Source organism: Amycolatopsis sp. MJM2582, from assembly GCF_000754115.1.
Lineage (GTDB): Bacteria > Actinomycetota > Actinomycetes > Mycobacteriales > Pseudonocardiaceae > Amycolatopsis > Amycolatopsis japonica.
Genome location: NZ_JPLW01000001.1, coordinates 896,640 through 914,986, shown reverse-complemented (window position 1 = coordinate 914,986; position 18,347 = coordinate 896,640). Strand labels below are relative to the sequence as shown.

17 protein-coding genes are annotated in these 18,347 nt (G+C 69.2%); 8 read left to right on the top strand and 9 right to left on the bottom strand.

Annotation, left to right across the window (positions count from 1 at the left end):
- Positions 1-5 precede the first annotated feature (5 nt).
- Positions 6-2,606: a CHAT domain-containing protein gene (locus tag ED92_RS04500; protein WP_081975696.1), complete on the top strand. Its 2,601-nt coding sequence runs from the start codon at positions 6-8 to the stop codon at positions 2,604-2,606.
- Positions 2,607-2,799: 193 nt separating this feature from the next.
- On the opposite strand, the gene ED92_RS04495 is transcribed toward ED92_RS04500, so the two are convergent.
- Positions 2,800-3,240 carry an SRPBCC family protein gene (locus ED92_RS04495; protein WP_037333247.1) on the bottom strand — a complete coding sequence of 147 codons (441 nt, stop codon included), beginning with the start codon at positions 3,238-3,240 and terminating at the stop codon, positions 2,800-2,802.
- Positions 3,241-3,289: 49 nt separating this feature from the next.
- On the opposite strand from ED92_RS04495, the gene ED92_RS04490 reads away from it, so the two are divergent.
- From ED92_RS04490 to ED92_RS04475, 4 genes are all read left to right on the top strand, one after another.
- A complete protein-coding gene (locus tag ED92_RS04490; protein WP_037333243.1) occupies positions 3,290-5,254 on the top strand; it encodes an FUSC family protein in 1,965 nt (654 codons plus the stop codon).
- A 74-nt stretch (positions 5,255-5,328) separates the two neighbouring features.
- The gene (locus ED92_RS04485; RefSeq protein ID WP_037333240.1) at positions 5,329-5,667 is read left to right on the top strand and encodes a hypothetical protein; all 339 of its coding nucleotides are present in this window, start codon (positions 5,329-5,331) and stop codon (positions 5,665-5,667) included.
- A gap of 202 nt (positions 5,668-5,869) precedes the next feature.
- Positions 5,870-6,802: a TauD/TfdA family dioxygenase gene (locus ED92_RS04480; protein ID WP_037333238.1), complete on the top strand. Its 933-nt coding sequence runs from the start codon at positions 5,870-5,872 to the stop codon at positions 6,800-6,802.
- A 61-nt stretch (positions 6,803-6,863) separates the two neighbouring features.
- Positions 6,864-7,091, top strand: coding sequence for an antitoxin (locus tag ED92_RS04475; RefSeq protein WP_016330787.1), 228 nt, complete (start codon positions 6,864-6,866; stop codon positions 7,089-7,091).
- Positions 7,092-7,167: 76 nt separating this feature from the next.
- On the opposite strand, the gene ED92_RS04470 is transcribed toward ED92_RS04475, so the two are convergent.
- The 5 genes from ED92_RS04470 to ED92_RS04450 all read right to left on the bottom strand — a co-directional run bounded on the left by ED92_RS04470 (position 7,168) and on the right by ED92_RS04450 (position 12,366).
- Positions 7,168-8,121: a prephenate dehydrogenase gene (locus ED92_RS04470; protein WP_037333234.1), complete on the bottom strand. Its 954-nt coding sequence runs from the start codon at positions 8,119-8,121 to the stop codon at positions 7,168-7,170.
- 224 nt (positions 8,122-8,345) lie between these two features.
- On the bottom strand, positions 8,346-10,364 hold the full coding sequence (locus tag ED92_RS04465) for an NADPH-dependent 2,4-dienoyl-CoA reductase (RefSeq protein WP_037333232.1): 2,019 nt from the start codon (positions 10,362-10,364) through the stop codon (positions 8,346-8,348).
- A gap of 9 nt (positions 10,365-10,373) precedes the next feature.
- Positions 10,374-10,910 carry a PadR family transcriptional regulator gene (locus ED92_RS04460; RefSeq protein WP_037333229.1) on the bottom strand — a complete coding sequence of 179 codons (537 nt, stop codon included), beginning with the start codon at positions 10,908-10,910 and terminating at the stop codon, positions 10,374-10,376.
- Between the two features lie 112 nt (positions 10,911-11,022).
- Complete coding sequence (locus ED92_RS04455) at positions 11,023-11,871, bottom strand: SAM-dependent methyltransferase (RefSeq protein WP_200882669.1); 849 nt, start codon at positions 11,869-11,871, stop codon at positions 11,023-11,025.
- A 27-nt stretch (positions 11,872-11,898) separates the two neighbouring features.
- Positions 11,899-12,366 (bottom strand): MarR family winged helix-turn-helix transcriptional regulator, encoded by a 468-nt coding sequence (locus ED92_RS04450; protein WP_037333227.1) that lies wholly within the window; start codon positions 12,364-12,366, stop codon positions 11,899-11,901.
- A 144-nt stretch (positions 12,367-12,510) separates the two neighbouring features.
- On the opposite strand from ED92_RS04450, the gene ED92_RS04445 reads away from it, so the two are divergent.
- The gene (locus ED92_RS04445; protein WP_037333225.1) at positions 12,511-13,458 is read left to right on the top strand and encodes an alpha/beta hydrolase; all 948 of its coding nucleotides are present in this window, start codon (positions 12,511-12,513) and stop codon (positions 13,456-13,458) included.
- Positions 13,459-13,594: 136 nt separating this feature from the next.
- Positions 13,595-14,812, top strand: a complete 1,218-nt coding sequence (locus ED92_RS04440) for an esterase family protein (RefSeq protein WP_037333223.1) — start codon at positions 13,595-13,597, stop codon at positions 14,810-14,812.
- On the opposite strand, the gene ED92_RS04435 is transcribed toward ED92_RS04440, so the two are convergent.
- Both ED92_RS04435 and ED92_RS04430 read right to left on the bottom strand, forming a co-directional pair.
- A complete protein-coding gene (locus ED92_RS04435; protein ID WP_037333221.1) occupies positions 14,792-15,643 on the bottom strand; it encodes an oxygenase MpaB family protein in 852 nt (283 codons plus the stop codon). The two genes, ED92_RS04440 and ED92_RS04435, sit on opposite strands and share 21 nt — an antisense overlap.
- 45 nt (positions 15,644-15,688) lie before the next feature.
- Positions 15,689-16,594, bottom strand: coding sequence for a serine hydrolase (locus tag ED92_RS04430; protein ID WP_037333220.1), 906 nt, complete (start codon positions 16,592-16,594; stop codon positions 15,689-15,691).
- A 131-nt stretch (positions 16,595-16,725) separates the two neighbouring features.
- Between ED92_RS04430 and ED92_RS04425 the strand changes: the two genes are divergently transcribed.
- Positions 16,726-17,325: a DUF4383 domain-containing protein gene (locus ED92_RS04425; protein WP_037333218.1), complete on the top strand. Its 600-nt coding sequence runs from the start codon at positions 16,726-16,728 to the stop codon at positions 17,323-17,325.
- Positions 17,326-17,328: 3 nt separating this feature from the next.
- Here the strand turns inward: ED92_RS04425 and ED92_RS04420 are convergent, their stop codons facing one another.
- On the bottom strand, positions 17,329-18,309 hold the full coding sequence (locus ED92_RS04420; protein ID WP_037333217.1) for a lipoprotein: 981 nt from the start codon (positions 18,307-18,309) through the stop codon (positions 17,329-17,331).
- Between the last annotated feature and the right edge of the window lie 38 nt (positions 18,310-18,347).

Sequence of the window (18,347 nt, the reverse complement as noted above, 5' to 3'; positions counted from 1 at the left end):
CCATAGTGCGTGTGCCCGCGTCGCTTCCTGCCGTCGATTCCGTAGCCGAGGAGGCGGCCGATCTGCACCGCCGGGCCCGGGCCGCGGCCTCCGATCACGGTCCCGGTGCGGCCATCCGGTTGTTGCAGCGCGGTCTGTCACGCCTGGGACCGGTGGAACCGGACAGGACCGAGCGGCTGGAGATCCGGGTCCGGATCCTCATCAGCCTCGCCGCCGCGGAAGCGGAGATCACGTCTCAAGAGGACGGCTTGGCCAGGCTGGACGAAGCGGAACGCGTCCGGCTTCTGTTGCCCCAGGGCGATATCCGCCGGGAGCTGAGCTACACGGTCGTGCTGCAGCGTGCCGTCGTGCTGATGCGTGCGGGACGGCTGGAGGAGTCGCTCGCCCTCAACAGCGCGGCATTGCCGGGACTGGCCGCGAGAGCGGACAAGTACAGCCTGGTGCTGACCAGATCGCTGGTGAACCGAGCCTGGCTGCACCTCGAGATGAGCAACCCGGACGCCGCCTACAAGGATTTGATCGACGCGCTGGACCTCGCCGTCGAGCACGGCCACCGGATGCTCGAAGGGAAGATCCGGCACAACCTGGGTGATCACGCCCAGTTGCTCGGCGACATCCCCGAGGCGCTCCGGCACTACGAGCAGGCCGCCTCGATCTTCGTCACCGACGGACCCGGCTCGTTGCCGCTCGTCCGGCTCGACCAGGCGAAGGCCCTGCTCACCGCCGGACTCGCCGAGGAGGCCGCGCGGCATCTCGATGAGGCCCTGCCGGAGTTGCGGCGCAACGGATCGGTCCAGCACGAGGCGGAGGCGGAGGTCGCCAGGGCGGGGGCCGCCATCCTCGAGCACGACTACGCGTTGGCGAAGAAGCTCGCGACGTCCGCGCGGCGGAGCTTCCTGCGGCGTGGCAAAGGACATTGGGCGGAGATCGCCGAACTGACCAGGCTCCGCGCGGACGCGGTGAAGGTCCTGGCGGACCGGGAGAAGAAACCGCCCGCGAAACTGCCGGAGCGGCTGGCCGAACTCGCCATCCGGTTGGCGGGCCTGGGGCTGCGCGACGAAGCGGGCGCGGCCCGGATGTTCGCGGTGCGGCTGCTGATCCGTCGCGGGGAGACGGCCGCCGCACAGACGCTGCTGGCGCAGGTGCCGAAACCGCGGCAGACCACGCCGATCGACCACCGGATGCAGCTGCGGTTGTGCCGGGCCGAACTCGCCGTGGCGTCCCACCGGCCGCGTTCGGCGCTCGCGCAGGCGCGGGCCGGGCTCGCGGAACTCGGGCAGATCCGCGACCGCATGGGCGGGCTCGACCTCGTCTGCGGGACGGCGGCGCACGGCGAAGAGCTGGGCAAACTCGCGCTGACGCTGGTGCTCAAGAAGGCGAGGCGCAGCGGCGCCGGCGCGAAGAGCCTGTTCGCGTGGCTGGAACGCACGCGCGCGCAGGTGTACCGCTACGAGCCGCTCCCGGTCATCGAGGATCCCGCGCTCGCCCGGCACATCAACGAAATGCGGCACGTGCAGGGGACGATCCAGGCGCGGCGGCTGTCCGGTGAACCGGTCGGGCAGCTCGAGGAGCGCTACGACCGTTTGCAGCGGGAGGCGACGCGGCTCGGGTGGTACACCAGCCAATGGGGTCGCCCGAGGCCCGTCTCGGCACCCGAAGAGGTGGTCGAGCGGCTCGGCGATCGCGTGCTGGTCAGCCTGATGGGGTATCGCGACACCTTGTACGCGGTGGTCGTCGACCGCGGCCGGTTCCGGCTCCTGAAGCTGGGGCCGCTCGGGGAGATCGTCGAGACCGCGCGGCAGTTGCACGCGGACCTCGACGCGCTGGCGCCGGACAACCTGCCCGCGCCGCTGGTCGAGGTCGTCACCGGTTCCGCGCGGCGCCGGGCGGACAAATTGGACCGGCTGATCTCCGCGTCGCTGGCGAAGACGCTGGAGAACCGTGAGCTGATCATCGTGCCGATCGGTTCGCTGTACGCGTTGCCTTGGGGTGCTTTGCCTTCACTGCACGGACATCCGGTGTCGATCGCGCCGTCGGCGACCGCCTGGGTGACCGCGTCCGGGCGGCGGAACTCCGGTCCGGTGCTGCTCGCCGGCGGGCCGGGGGTGCCGGGTTCGGTCGGTGAGGTGCGGAACCTCCGGGCCGTGTACCCGCAGGCCCGGCTCGTCGACGGGAAGGACGCGACCAGCGACGCCGTCCTGTCCGCTTTGGACGGTTCCGGCATGGCGCACCTGGTCGCGCACGGCGCGCACGAACCGGCGAACGCGTTGTTCTCGCGGCTGGAACTGGTCGACGGCCCGTTGTACGCGCACGAAACCGCCCGGCTCGCGAAGCCGCCGGAGCGGGTGGTGCTGGCCGCGTGCGAACTCGCGATGAGTCATATCCGGCCCGGCGAGGAGGCGCTCGGTTTCGCCGGGACGTTGCTCGCCAGCGGTTCGCGGACGGTCATCGGCGCGATCGCGCGGGTCGGCGACAAGGCGGCCGCGGCCGCGATGGCCGATCTGCACCGGCGGCTGGCGCTGGGGACCGCGCCCGCCCTGGCGCTCGCGGAAGCGACCGCGGCCGATCCGCTGCGCCGCCCTTTCCTGTGCCTGGGCGCGGGCTGAGGTTCTCTCTCACTTATGGGGCGAAGGCGTCCTTCGCCGCGTCCAATGTGGCTATGGCGTCCTTCGCCTACCCACAGGAGTTGTCCACAACCATCGTCGTCTGTGGACAACTCCGCCGATCGCCCGTTCCCGTCGCCTTCCGCCGGTAGACTGGACTCGGGGTCGCCCCCCTTGGGAAGGGCGGGGGGTGGGGTCAGGGGCGTTCGGCGTGTTTCACCAGGCGGGTGGCCAGGATCGAGATCACGGCGCGCAGGGCCGTGCGGATGCCGGCGCCGGTGCCGGGCAGCGGTTCGGTGAACCGGCCGGTCCATCGCAGATCCGTTCCGCCGGAAGCGTTCGGCGTGAACGACACTTCGGCGCGATAGTCCTTCAGCAGCGCGAGACCCGCGAAGCCGTAGACGTGCTTTCGGTCCTGTTCGTACTCCAGCGTCTCTTCGTGGAGATACACCGGCCACAGGCCGACGGCTCGCACGGCGCCGACGCAGTCCGCGCCCGGTTCCCGCGCCCAGCGCGAGTGGAACACCACCGGCTTCGCCCATTCCGACCACCGGGAACCGTCGGCCTCCAGCGCGAACAGCGAAGCGGGCGGGGCGCTGCTCGTCCGGTTGACCTCGAAGGAGTACGTCTTGCCCATGTGGCGACGATAACCGCTCCGAACGCCACGGATAAGTAAAGATAGGGGCGTGAGCACGCCGCGCCGCGAGATCGCCGCACCACATTGGCTGGTGCAGCTGCTCCGCAGCACACCGGTTCCCATTCCGTGGAACATGGTCGCCCGCGCCGTCCTCGCCCTCGCTGTCCCACTCGCCGTCGGCTACGCCTTGGGCGACATCGGAGTCGGCGCGCTCGTCTCCACCGGCGCCCTGCCGACCGTCCTTTCCGAATCCGCCGGCCCGTACCGCTACCGCGCCCGGCGGCTCGGCGGAGCCACCGCGGCGGCAGGTCTCGGCTACTTCGCCGGGTTGATCACCGGCGGCATCCCCGCCGCGTCCATCCCGGTCGTCGTCGGGGTCGCGGCGATCTCCGCGCTGATCAGCGCGGCGGGCAGCAACGCGTCGGTCGCCGGACTGCAGATGTTCGTCTTCTGCGTGCTCGGCACCGGCCAGCACGTCACCGGCCTGCGCGTCGAAGTCCTCCTCGGCTACTTCTGCGTCGGCGCCGCCTGGAGCCTGCTGATCGCGCTCGCCACCTGGACCTTCCGCGCCACCAGCCCCGAACGCGGCGCCGTCGCGCACGTCTACGTCGAACTCGCCGCGATGCTCTCCGCGACCGACGAGGCCACCTCCCGCGTCGCGCGGCACCAGCTCACCACCGCGATGAACACCGCGTACGACCGGCTGCTCACCGCCCGCTCCTGGCTGTCCGGCCGCGACGCCACCTACCGCCAGCTGCTCAACCTGCTCTCGGCCAGCACCCCCGCCGTCGAGGCGTCGGTCGCGATGGTCAACGCCGGCCGCCACGCCCCGGACGACGTGATCGATCACTTCATCGCGACCTCGGCCGCCGTCCTCGCGAACCAGGAACTGCCCGAGCCACCCGAAGCGCCCGAAGACGCCGACCCGGTCCTCGCCGCCCTCTACGCCGGGCTCGCCCGGATAGGCAAGGGCGACAACCGGAAACGACGCGAGGTCCAGCCGTGGCACAAACGCCTTCGCGGCTGGGCGGCTTCGCTGGTTTCCGGCCCCCTCACCTGGTTCGCCGCGCTCCGCCTCACGCTGTGCGTCGCGATCGCCGAAGTCGTCGCGCTGCTCGTCCCGTTCGAACGGTCCTATTGGATCACGCTCACCGTCGGCATCGTCCTCAAACCGGACTTCGGCTCGGTCTTCGGCCGCGCCGTGCTGCGCGGCATCGGCACGGTGATCGGCGTCGGCATCGGCGCGGCCGTGCTCGCCGCGGGCGGCGAAGGCTGGCTGCTGGTCCTGTTGATCGCCGTCTTCGCGGGCGGCGTCGCGGTCGGCAAGGTGCGCAACTACGGCATCCTCAGCGCCTTCGTGACGCCGCTGATCATCCTGCAGATGGACCTCGCCAGCACCGGAAGCTGGAACATCGTGCTCGCGAGGCTCGTCGACACCGTGCTCGGCTGCGCGATCGTGCTGATCTTCGGTTACCTGCTCTGGCCGGGTAGCCGACGCCCGCAGGTCGGCGGACGGCTCGCCGACAGCCTCGACAGCCTGGTGAAGTACGTCGACAAAGGACTCGTGCTCGCGCCGTCCGGCGAGGCACGCCTGGAACGGTCACGCGCCCGCCGCCGCGCCTACCGCGCGCTGGCGGACCTGCGGACCGCGTTTCAGCAGGTCGTCGTCGAACCCTCCGCCGCCGGACGGCAGGCCGTCGCCTGGTGGCCGGTGATCGCCGGGCTCGAACGCGTCGCCGACGCCGTCACCGAGGTCGGCGTCACCCTCGGGCGCGGCGCCCCCGCCCCCGACGAAGCCGACGTCGCGCTCCTGACGGCGGCCCTCGCCGAACTCGCGGCCGCCGTCCGCGAGGAACGGGACCCGGCGGAGATGCCGATGCCCGACAACGAGCAACTGTCCGGCGTCGTCGACCAGATCGGCGCGGCCTTCGACGCCGTGCGCGGTCCCGACCTCGTCGAACGCGCGCCGTTGCGGCTGGTCCGGCGCTTCCTGCCGTATCACCGCCGCGCCTGACCCACCCCACCCGGACGGGGGATGGGTGAGCATCATCTCGAACTAATGTTCGAGTTTTCACGCATAATCGACGCATGCTCGACACTGGTGACACGCTGCCGCCGGGGCCGCGTCACCTGCACATGGTCCGGCCCAATCAGCCCGTGTGGGTCGATCTCACGCTGGTGTACCCCGTCGGCGCGGTGAAGACCCGCCTGCCCGACGGCCTGGATCTCACCGCCACCGTCCCCGGACTGCTGGGGATGTGGCGGGCGACGACGACGGGGCACTGGGTCGGCTGGGTCACCTTCCAGCTCGGGCCGGTGGGCCGGGGCGGCACGACACATTCGCAGTGGGTGCTGGCCGAGGCACTGCGGCCACGCGAGCACCGGAACACGTGGTCGGGCAGCTTCCCGTCCGAACGGAGACGATGATCGTCCCGGCCCGTGGACGATGTTGACCGCATGCCAGAACGCGCCGACGATGGCCACGTGTCCGCCATCCTGGAGTCCTCGCCGATCCGTTCGGTGGGTGAAGGTGCCGTCGCGCTCTTCCTGCGCTATGGACGTTTGGGCTCTCCGCCCGCGTAGCTCCTCATCTCGCCAAGTCGTCCGACGGTGAATCCAGGGAGCCTCCATGTCCATCGAACTGCCCGACCGTGTCCGCCTCCGCCCCGCGACCGTCCCCGACGGCGGGATCCTCGAAGGGCCGCGCCTGCTGCGGCGCTTGCCGGAAGGCGTCGAGGAGCGTCCGTACGAGCTTTTCTCGCTACGCCCGTTGGGAAGGGTGATCGGTGCCGAGATCGGCGGCGTCGACCTCGCCCGTCCGCTGACACCCGAGCTCCACGCCGAGCTGAACCGCGCGCTGCTGGAGTGGAAGGTGCTGTTCTTCCGCGATCAGGACATCACTTCGGCGCACCAGCGCGCGTTCGCCGCCAACTGGGGTGAACTGGAGAAGAACCCGTTCATCCCGACGGGCGAGACCGAGGACACCACGCGGTTCGCCCGGTCCGCGACCATGCCCGCGTTCGAGAACATCTGGCACGTGGACGTCACGTTCCGGCCCGCGCCGGCGCTCGGTTCGGTCCTGCGGCTGATCGAGGTCCCGCCGGTGGGCGGCGACACGATGTGGGCCGACATGGCCGCCGCCTACGACAACCTGCCCGAAGACGTCCGCGAACGCATCGACGGGTTGACCGCGGTGCACGACTTCATCCCCGGCTTCGACCGCTTCTCCGACCCGGAACTCCTGCTGCGCCACCAAGACGCGTTCCCACCGGTCGAGCATCCGGTCGTCCGCACGCATCCGGAGACCGGACGCCGCACCCTCTTCGTGAACCAGGCCTTCACTACGCACATCGTCGGCATCGACCGAGACGAGAGCGACAGGCTCCTGCGGTACCTGTTCAGCCGGGCGCACATCCCGGAGTTCCAGGTGCGCTTCGCCTGGCGGCCGGGTTCGGTGGCCTTCTGGGACAACCGCGCCACCCAGCATTACGCCGTCAACGACTACCACCCGTACGCGCGGGTGGCCGAACGCGTCGCCATCGCGGGCGACCGGCCGTTCTGAGCGTCCCCATGACGGGTGATCGTCGAGGCGTGTTCACTCGTACCTGTGTGACGATGTGGCCATGGGCATCAACTTCGATGAATTGAAGAACAAGGCCACCGACGCTCTCCGCGAGCACAACGACAAGATCGAGGGCGGCCTGGACAAGGCGGCCGACTTCGCCAAGTCGAAGTTCTCCGGTCACGACTCCCAGATCGACTCGGGGGTCGAGAAGGCGAAGGGGTTCATCAACAAGTTCGACGACACCCCCGACAACCCCCAGCCCCAGAACCCGCCGCAGGGCCAGTAACCCCCCACCTCCCGCATTTCGTCCTCTGAATGCGGTACTTGCACACGCAAGGACCGCATTCAGAGGACGAAACGCGTCAGGAGACCTCGCCGATCGCGATGTCGCCCTCGATGGCCGTGATCCGGCCGCCGCGCTCCCCGAGTGCGATCAGGCCGTCGCGCGCGTCCGGGGCGCTCAGGCTGACCCGCACCCCAGCGCGTTCCGCGTCCTTGCTGGCCGCAAACGCTTGCGCGCCCTCGTGACCCGCGTTGACCGTCACCGCGAGACCACCCGTCGACGCCAGCGATCCCCGCGCGGCACCCAGCCGCCCGAGTGCCTCGTCGACGATCGGCAGCAGCGCGTCCCGGTTGCCCTCGGTCATCGCCCGCACCAGCGCCGGACTCGAACCGGCCACCCGCGTGCCGTCCGTATAGGACCCGGCGGCCAGCGACATCGCCAGCGGCCCGCCCTGCGCGCCGATCGTGGCCAGGATGGCCGCGAAGATATGCGGCAGATGCGAGATCCGCGCGACCGTCTCGTCGTGCGAATCCGCGGGCAGCGGTACGACGTGCGCGCCGACGTCCAGCACGAGCTGGGCGACCTCCGCCCACGCCGTCAGATCGGTGTCGTGTTCGACGCCCAGCACCCAGGCCGCGCCGCCGAACAACGCCGGGTTGCTTGCCTTCCAGCCCGAGTTCGCCGTCCCGGCCATCGGATGCCCGCCGACGAACTTCGCGTACGGCGCGCGGCGTCGCACCGAGTCGAGCACCGGCCCCTTCACGCTGGTCACGTCGGTGAGCACGCAGTGCCCGGCGACCCGCGAAACAGTGCGGAGCACCTCTTCGACCGCGGGCAGCGGCACCGCGAGCACGATCATCGCGTCCCGCTCCGCCGCCTTGCTCAGCGCCGCCTCGACCTGCGTGGTGACGTCGAAACCCGCTCTGCTGGCGGCGTCCGCGTCAGCTTCGGAGGTCGTCGCCCCGAACGTGGTGCGGCCGATCGAATGCGCCGCGCGCAGCAGCGAACCACCGATCAACCCGAGCCCGATCACGCATACGTCCCGCACAAGGGTTCATCCTGCCATCTAGTGCGCCACTCGTCAGAGCTTGTGGGCGGAGCTGGAGCCGCATGGCCAACGCGCACGACGCGTGAACCCGCCCTGGCCGAAGGCCTCGCTATCGCGGCGGCAGGGCGCCCTGTCCACCTTCGTGAGGTTGGTTGATCAGGGAGCGCCCTGTCGACGTCGATCGCGAACGCGGGTTCACCGCCGGAGATTCAGAGAACGGCGGCCAGGCGGGTTCCCTGATCGATGGCCCGTTTGGCGTCCAGTTCGGCCGCGACGTCGGCGCCGCCGATCAGGTGCACCGGCAGTCCGGCCGCCCGCAGGTCGTCGACGAGGTCGCGCACCGGCTCCTGTCCCGCGCAGACGACCACGGTGTCGACGTCGAGCACGCGTGGCTTGTCACCGACGGTGATGTGCAGGCCGTCGTCGTCGATCCGCTCGTAGGTGACCCCGGTGAGCTGCTCGACGCGTTTGGCCTTCAGCGCGGCACGGTGCACCCAGCCGCTGGTCTTGCCCAGTCCCGCGCCGATCCCGGACTTCTTGCGCTGCAGGAGGAACACCTGCCGTGGTGACGGCTCGACCTTCCGTTCGGTCAGCCCGCCCGCGGCCCGCTCGGGATCGGTGACGCCCCATTCGGCCATCCACGCGTCCAGGTCGAGCGCGGGGGAGGTGGTGTGCGTCAGGAACTCGCTGACGTCCACGCCGATCCCGCCGGCGCCGATCACGGCGACCTTGCCGCCCACCGGTTTCCCGTGCCGGACGACGTCCACATAGGACATAACCTTGGGATGGTCGATACCGGGGAGCGACGGCACCCGCGGCGTCACGCCGGTGGCCAGGACGACCTCGTCGAATCCGGCGTCGATCAGATCGGCCGCGGCCACGCGGGTGCCGAGGCGCACCTTGACACCGGTGACCTCCAGCCGCCGCGTGTAGTACCGGATGGTCTCCGCGAACTCCTCCTTGCCCGGGATCTTGCGCGCGATCCCGAACTGGCCGCCGATCTCGTCGTCGGCTTCGAAGAGTTCGACCGCGTGCCCGCGTTCGGCGAGGCCGGTCGCGGCCGCGAGCCCGGCGGGACCCGCGCCGACGACGGCGACGCGTTTGGTCTTCCGCGTCGGGGACAGGGTTAGCGTCGTCTCGTGGCCCGCGCGCGGATTCACCATGCAGGAAACCAGTTTCCGCTTGAAGGCGTGGTCGAGGCAGGCCTGGTTGCAGGCGATGCAGGTGTTGATCTCGTCCTCGCGCCCGGTCTCGGCCTTGCGGATCCACTCCGGGTCGGCGAGGAACGGCCGCGCCATCGAGACCAGGTCGGCGTCGCCGCCGGCCAGCGCCTGCTCGGCGACCTCGGGCATGTTGATCCGGTTCGACGTGACCACCGGGATCCCGACGTGCGGCTTGAGTTTCCCGGTCACCCAGGTGAAGGCCGCGCGCGGCACGGACGTCACGATCGTCGGCACCCGCGCCTCGTGCCAGCCGATGCCGGTGTTGATGATCGTCGCGCCCGCCTCTTCGACTTCCTTGGCCAGCGCGACGACGTCTTCCCAGCTTTGCCCGCCCTCGACGAGGTCCAACATGGACAGCCGGTAGATGATGATGAAGTCCTCGCCGACCGCTTCCCGCGTGCGGCGCACGATCTCGACGGCGATCCGCCGCCGGTTTTCCGCGCTGCCACCCCATTCGTCGGTGCGTTTGTTGGTCCGCTCGGCGAGGAACTGGTTGATGAAGTACCCCTCGGAGCCCATGATCTCGACGCCGTCGTAGCCCGCTTCCTTGGCCAGGAAGGCACAATCGGCGAAAGCGCGGATCTGGCGCAGCACGCCGTATCCGGAAAGGGCCCGCGGTTTGAAGGGGTTGATCGGCGCCTTGATACCCGACGCGGAAACACTCAGCGGGTGATAGGAATACCGGCCGGCGTGCAGGATCTGCAGCGCGATCTTGCCGCCCGCCTCGTGCACCGGATCGGTGAGTTGCTTGTGCGCCTTGGCTTCCGCGCGCGTCGAGAGCTTCGAGGCCAGCGGCAGGAGCCAGCCGGTCCGGTTCGGCGCGAAACCGCCGGTGACGATCAGCCCGACGCCGCCTCGGGCGCGTTCGGCGTAGTACTCGGCCAGTTGCGGGAAATGCGCTTCCTTGTCTTCGAGGCCGGTGTGCATCGAACCCATGATCACCCTGTTGCGCAGGGTGGTGAAGCCGAGATCGAGAGGGGACAGCAGGTTCGGGTACGGGCTCATCGCTGGTCCTTACGCATCGTGGTGGAATGCCCGGAGGACTTCTTCGAGCCACTCGACGTGGCCCTGTTCGGTTCTGATTCCTCCGCGCAGCACGAGGAACTGATGCAACGACTGTCCACTGAGGACGCTGGGGTCGGGGAAGTCGCGCTTCTCGATCAGCAGGTACGCGTCGAGCTGTGCCGCGTGCGCGTCGCGATGCCGGGTGACCTCGGCGGCGACGGCGGCCGGATCGCCGAGCGCCGCGCCGCGGATCTTCACGGCGAGCTCCCTGGCGGTGGCCGACGGATCGGGTTCGGCGAGCCAGCGGGCCAGTTCGGCCCGCCCCGCGTCGCCGACGGTGTACACCTTCTTGTCGGGTTTCCCGGACTGTGCGACCTGGTCGACGGTGATCCAGCCCGCGTCCTCCATCCGTTTGAGGACGCGGTAGATCTGCTGGTGGGTGGCGCTCCACCACAGCCCAATGGACTTCTCGAAGCGGCGCGTCAGCTCGTAGCCCGAGCCGGACCGCTCGGACAGGGAGACCAGGATCGCGTGCTCCAGCGCCATGCACCTAGTTTCATATGCGCCTAGTTGCACTGCAAGGCGACGCACGTCACAAGCGCGTGAAGGCCCCCTTCCCTCGGCTGAGTCGCGGGAAGGGGGCCTTCACGGGAAAAAGCTACGGCTTGCGGGCGATCCCGCCGATGACGCGCGACTCCGACGGCGAAGCGGCGAAGATCGTCTTCTCGTCCGGGTGCCACGCCGGCGCGTAGACCAGACCCGGCTCCAGTAGCGGCCAGCCGCCGAAGAAGCGCCGGAACTCGTCCATGGTGCGCAGGAAACCGGGGTTCGTCGTGGTCTCGTAGTACTCGAGGATGTCCAGCAGCGCCTGCCGTTCCTCCTCGTTGGCCGGGTTCTCGTTCGTCATCTGCGAGAGCACCAGCAGCGAACCCGGCGCGAGCCGGTCGCGGTAGAAGTCCAGCAGCCCGTCCGGGTCCTGCTCGTCCTTGATGAAGTGCATGACCGCGTTGACCACCAGCGCGATCGGTTCGCGGACGTCGATGATGCCGGAGTCCATCACCCGGTTCCAGAGGTCCTCGGGATCGAACAGATCCGCCGCGATCGCGTGGTGGCGGTCCGGGTCGGCGGTGTCGGCGAGCAGCAGCGTCGAATGCGCGAGCGCGATCGGCTCGTTGTCGATGTAGAGGACGTGCGTGTCCTCCTGCGGCCGCGCCTCGTCGGCGACCTCGTGCACGTTGCCCGCGGTCGGCAGCCCGGACCCGATGTCGACGAACTGCTTGATGCCCAGTTCCGCGCAGTGCCGCACGGCCCGGCCGAGGAACTGCCTGCTGGTCTTGCAGTAGTCGCCCATGAGTGGCAGGCGCTCGCGCACCTTCTCGGCGAAGTTGCGGTCGATGGCGTAGTGCGTGTCGCCGCCGATGAAGTAGTCGTAGACGCGGGCCGCGGACGGCCGGTCCAAGCTGTTCTCGACGGCCTTGAGCGCCGCGTCGTGATCGATCATCGTCATCCCTTTGTCCGCGCCGGAAATCCCATGCTAACCGGCCGGGACGTAGGCCTCGCGGTAGGCGTTCACGGATTCGGTCAAGCGATCGAGTTCCGCGCGGGTGCGGGCGAGACCGGCGGCGTCGAGCCCCATCGCGTCGCCGATGATCTTCGGGATCCCGCTCGCGCGTTCCCTGAGCGCGGCGCCGTCCCCGGTCAGGCTGATGCGCACGGACCGCTCGTCGTCGGCTTGCCGGACGCGCTGGACCAGCCCGGACTTCTCCAGTCGTTTGAGCAGCGGGGACAGCGTGCCGGAGTCGAGGTTCAGCACGGTGCCGAGCTCCTTGACCAGCCGCTCGTCCTCCTCCCAGAGCGCGAGCATCACCAGATATTGGGGATAGGTCAGGCCCAGATCGTCGAGCACCACGCGGTAAAGCGCGGTGACGGCCCGCGATGCCGCGTAGAGCCCGAAGCACAGCTGATCGTCCAGGCACAGCGACCCGGTGTTGTCCGTGGGCATCGGTCCTCCTTCTCCCCATGGTGCGCCGATCATGCCGCACCTCGCCATGAGAGTGGGGTAAATCTCCTTGGGTACATTTTAGTTGTGCACAACTGAGTTGAGAGCTACCTTTATCGCATCGACTTCGGAACCCAGGAGGCAGAAATGACCGCCAACCCGCACAACCTGGCCCTCGAACCGGCCGCGCAGGCCTTCGTCGAGGCCACCGCCACGCCGCCGTTCCTCTTCCAGCTGCCGCCGGAGGAAGGACGCAAGGCCGTCGACGAGGTCCAGGGCGGCGACGTCGAGCTGCCCGCCGCGGACGTGGAGACCACGCACGTGGACGGCGTCGAGGTCCGCATCGTGCGGCCGCAGGGCGTGACCGGGCCGCTGCCCGTGATCGTCTACATCCACGGCGCCGGCTGGGTCTTCGGTAACTTCCACACCCACGAGCGTCTGGTTCGCGAACTCGCCGTCGGCGCGGGCGCGGCCGTCGTCTTCCCCGAATACGACCGTTCGCCGGAGGCGCGCTACCCGGTCGCCATCGAGCAGAACTACGCCGTGGCGAAGTGGGTCGCCGAGCACGGCGCCGAAAACGGGCTCGACGGCACGAAGATCGCGATCGCCGGAGACTCCGTCGGCGGGAACATGACCGCGGCGCTCACCTTGCTCGCCAAGCAGCGCGGCGACGTCACCTTCCGTCAGCAGGTGCTCTTCTACCCGGTCACCGACGCGAGCTTCGAGACCGAGTCCTACCGGCGGTTCGCCGAGGGTTACTTCCTCGCGCTCGACGGTATGAAGTGGTTCTGGGACCAGTACACGACCGATCCGGCGCAGCGCGCGGAAATCACCGCGTCGCCGCTGCGGGCGAGCCTCGACGAGCTGGCCGGTCTCCCGCCGGCGCTGGTGATCACGGCCGAGGCCGACGTCCTGCGTGACGAAGGCGAGGCGTACGCCGCGAAGCTGCGTCAGGCCGGAGTACCGGTGACGGCCGTGCGCTACCAGGGCATCGTCCACGACTTCGTCATGCTCAACACGTTGCGCGAAACGCACGCCGCGGAGGCCGCGATAAAGCAGGCGATCGGCGTGCTGCGTGCCGCTCTCGCAGGCTGAGTAGTCCGGAACCCGGTTTGTCCAGGGTGACACGCGTCACCCTGGACAACACTTCCCGGTGGTCGCACGTCTCTTGATCCAGATGTGGGAAGTGCGGTGCGGGGGCGTGCCGCGGCCGGAGAGGGACACGATCGCCATGGGACTGGGACTGAGTGCCATCCGGCTCGATTCGACAGTGAACCTCGTCATCGTCCTGGTGCTGACGCTGCTCGCGATCATCGCCGTCCCGTTCCTCTGGGAACGCTGGCGCCGCAAGGTGCTCGGCCGCAGCGGCACGATCCTCGTCGCGGTCGTGCTGGTGGTGGTCAGCACCGGGATGGGCGGCAACATGATCGGCGGGTTCTTCCCGACGGTCGGCGCCCTGTTCGGCACCGGCGTGTACTCCGGGGAGAGCGTCGACGCCGTCGCCGGGCAGAACGGTTCGGATCTCGACAAACTGCGTGACGCCGGGGCGATGCGGGCCAAGGAGGGCAAGGGTTCCGTCGTGCACATGACGGTGACCGGCAAGCGCACCGGCCTCACGCGCGACGTCTCGGTGTACTTCCCGCCCCAGTACTACGATCCCGCGTTCCGGTCGCTCAAATTCCCGGTCATCGAATGGATCCCGAACTACCCGTCCGGGCCCGAAGTGGTCACCGGCCCCTACGAACTGCCCGCCAAACTCGACGCGGCCATCGCGAAGCACGTGCTCCCGCCGACCCTGGTGATCATCCCGGACCCGACCGGGAAACCGAAGGTCGGCCACGACACCGAATGCATCGACGAGGTCAACGGGACCGCCAACGACACCTACCTGACCGCCGACATCCGCGACTGGGCGATCGAGAAACTCGGCGCCAACCCGCAGCGGAAGGCGTGGACGATGGCGGGCTGGTCGTCGGGCGGATACTGCGCGATGAACCTGGTGACGCGGCATCCGCAGTGGTACGGCCAGGCGGCGAGCGTCAGCGGGTACTACAAGGCTTCGGTGGACGCCGAGACGGAGAACCTGTTCAAGGGCAGGCAGGACATCGTCGACGCGAACACGGTCACGGTGAACCTGCAGAAGCATCCGTCGCCCGTCGACATCCTCGCGATCGCGGGGGACAAGGAAAGCTTCGAGAGTTTCTCGATCGACCAGATCCAGGCGGCCGTCCGCGCGCCCGCGACGCTCTCGTCGTGGCGGATCCCGGACGCCGGGCACAACATGAACACCTTCAAGGCGCAGGTGCCCGACGTGCTGGCGTGGATCGGCGCGCGGACCGTGCCGCCGTGCGCGCCGCAGGACAAGAAGATCGTCACCAACGGCGGGGTCACGCCGTGGCCGCTGCCCAACACCGGCGCCAAGGGCGCGCTAGTGGACGTCGTCGAGTGACTTGGCTCGATAAGCCTTGGGGTACAAGCGGATCCGGTCGGGAACCCGTTTCCCGGCCGCTCGCGTGATCGCTCCGAGACGTCGGAGGCGGCGTTCGTCGGTGTCCGTCCACTTGAGACTCAAGCGCTCGCGAAGTGTTGGTGGCAGCAAGCCGATCGCGCACAGGGTCAGCACGTTCCCGCCCGCCGGCCGAACGGGGCGCCACAGGGCTTCCGGCAAGAACCACCACGGGGGCGGTGGTGTGTCGCGCATGGTGATCGAGCGGAGCAGTTCCCGGACCGTGTGGTTGTCTTCGAGCCGATTCGCGACGACCTCGTCGAAGTAGGCTTCGAACCCTTCGATGTCCTCCGGCATGTGGTGCTCACGGAGGCCGAGCAGCAGGCCGACGCGTCGCCATTCCGCGTAGAACCGGCGCTTTTCCGTGCCGGACAACGGATGGACGAAGACCTCGTGCATGCGGACGGTCGTCCAGAACGTCGAGCCGTGCACCCACCAGTACGCCTCGGGGTTCAGCGCGTGGTAGCGCTCGCCGTGGTGGTCGACGCCCTTGATCGCCTTGTGCAGCTCGCGGAGCCGCACCGCCTCCGCGACCGCCTCCCGGCCGCCGAAAACCTGGCTCAGCAAGGAATCGATGGTCCGATCGAGGCGGCCCCACGGGTCTTCGGTGTAGTTCGAATGGTCGTGGACACCGGCGCCGACCACCGGATGCGCGACCTGCAGCAGCAACGCCGTCCCCGCGCCGAGCAGCAGTCTCCGGTCGCCGACCACTTGCCAGGCAACGGAATCCGGGCCGAGCGGGGTCACGGTGGGCAGGCGGGCTTCGGCGCTCATGACGACCTCCCGAGAGAGCGGCGTCACGCCACTGTCCCACCTTGTTTACACCTCGTCAATAGCGGGGAGCAGTGCCTTGACCACCTCCGTCACCCGTCGGCCCGCACCGGTGTAGGTGGTCGACAACGGTTGCGAGGTCAGGACGACGACGATGTAGCGGTCGTCTTCGCCGACCGCGCCCGAGCTGTGCAGGATCCGCGAGTCGCGGCAGCACGCCCAGCCTTGTTTGATCGACCAGGGAAGGGAACCGACGGCGTCCGGGATGCCGAAGTACTGCCGGATCCCGTCGGAGCCGTTCTCCGTCGCGCCGCTCAACGCCCGCATGATCGTCGTGCGCGGCCCGGCGCCCGCCTGGTCCAGCAGGTAGCGGTAGACCTTCACGACGTCCGCGGCGGTGATCCGGGTGTCGCCCCAGCGGCCGGGATCCTCGGGTGGACGAGTACCGCCGAGGCCGATCTTCGCCGCCCAGCGGGTCACGATCTTGGGGCCGCCGAGAGCCGTCCACAGTCTGCTGGCGATGTCGTCGTCGCTGACCGACAGCATCCGCTGGACGGTGCCCGACGGTGTGCCGGCTTGAAGCGCTTCGAGTGCGATGAGGAGCTTCACGAGTGACGCCGAGGTGTAGGACCGTTCGGGCCTGAGCGAAACGGTGCTCTTCTTGGCGGTGCGGTCGTAGACGACCACGCTCACCTGCCCGCCGGGGACGAGGTCCGCGAGGGCTTGGCTGTCGACGGACTTCGGTGGCGGACCCGGCGCCGCCGAGGACGAGGGCGCCGGGGACGCGACCGGATCCTCCGGTTCGACCTCGACTTCGACGGACGGCGCCGTGGTGCCCGGCACCGCCTCCGCGGCCGCCACCGGACCGGGACGCGACGTCGGGATCAGGACCATCGCGAGGATGGCGCCCAGGCACAGCCCCACCAGGAGGAAGACTCCGCTCACCTTGCCCACATGACCTGTTGACCGCGTCACCCGTTCGTGTTCACGGGTAGCCCGTTCGGACGATGCTGTTTGTCCGCGAGGGCAGCGGGGTATCCGGGGGCCAGCGTGAATTCAGGTCGCCAACTCTGGGAGGCGGAGCAATGGCACGTGCACAACGCGCTCGTATCCGGACGGCGGGGCTCCAGCCCGCTCAGGTACTCGCCGGGCTGTCGAGCCTGGCCTTCCTGGTGTTCGGGATCGTGGGCTTCACCAGGACGGGATTCGCCGATTTCGCCGGGCGCAGCGACGCGACCGTGCTCGGCTTCTCGGTGAATCCCCTGTACAACCTCGGTTTCGTCCTGCTGGGCGCGATCGGGCTGCTGCTGACCTTCGGGTCGGGGCGGTCCCGGGTCTTCGGTTTCCTGACGTTCGTCGCCTTCGGGGTGCTGTTCGTCTGGGGTCTCATGATCACGGGGACCGTTTCGACGAACCCGGTCTCACAGGCAGGCAACCCGTTCAACCTCAACGGGCCGGACAACTGGCTGCACCTCGGCCTCGCCGCGCTCGGGCTGGTGATCGCGTTCCTGCCCGCACGGCACAAGGTGCTGCTGCCGGAGGACGAAGAAGAGACCGTGGTCACGGACCGTCGGGCGGACAGCGCCACGGTCGTCGAACCCCTTCCGGACGAATCGCGACGGCCGAAGCACGGAAAAGGCCCGACCGTCGCTCGGGAAGAGCGACCGCCGGGCCTGGCCCACTAGCGCTCAGTAGCCGGAGTCCTGGGCGGGAGCGTCTTCCTCCTTCTTGGGGGCGGCGTTCCCGCTCTGCGCTGCCTTGTCCTTCACCGGCGCGGTGCTCTTGCAGCCGGCGGGCTCGATGACGAACCAGGTGCCGCCGACGCCGTGACCGTTGGCCTCGCCGGCGTTCGCGTCCTTGGCGTAGCGGTAGACGGCCCATCCGCCGACGGTGACCTGCATGGTGCCGTCCGCGCGCTTCACCTTGCCGAGCAACTTCTGGTCGATGCCTTCGAGCTGGACGTCGCCCTCGGCGAGCACCGGCGGCCAGGCCTTCGCGCAGTCACCGTTGCAGGTCGGCTGCTTGTTCTTCTTGTCCTTGGTGAACATGTACAGGGTGAAGCCGTCCTGGTCCACAATGGCCGGTCCGATACCGTCGACGTTGCTCGCGACGAGCTTCGTGGCGCCGTCCTTCTGTTCGGCCGGAGCTTCCTTCGCCGCTTGGCCCGCCTTGCCGCCCTTGGCGTTCGCGGCGTACCAAGTGCTGCCGACGCCCTGCCCCTTCGTTTCGCCGGCCTTCGCATCCTTGGCGTAGCGGTAAAGCGCCCATCCGCCGACGGTGACCTGCTTGCGCCCGTCGGCACGGGTCACTTCGCCGACCAAGGCCTGATCCACACCTTCGATCTGGACGTCGCCCTCGGCCAGCACCGGCGGCCAGGCCTTCGCGCAGTCACCGTCGCAATTGGACTTCGGCGGCTTCGCGCTGTCCTTGTCGAAGCGGTACAAGGTGAAGCCGTCCTTGTCGACGAGGACCTGGCCGAGATTCCCGGCTTCGGCCACGGCCACCTTGGTCTCACCCTTGGCCGCGGGGGCGTTCCCGCCCGCCCCGGCCACCGCCGCGGCGGGAGCGACGGCGGGGGCCGCCGCCTCGGTGCCGCCGGAGCAGGCCGACAGCACCACCAGACCCGCGGCCGCGGACGCCGCTGCGACGACGAAACGCTTGCGAAGCATGGGATTTCTCCTTGTTCGTAGGGGTTCCGCGGCTTGGC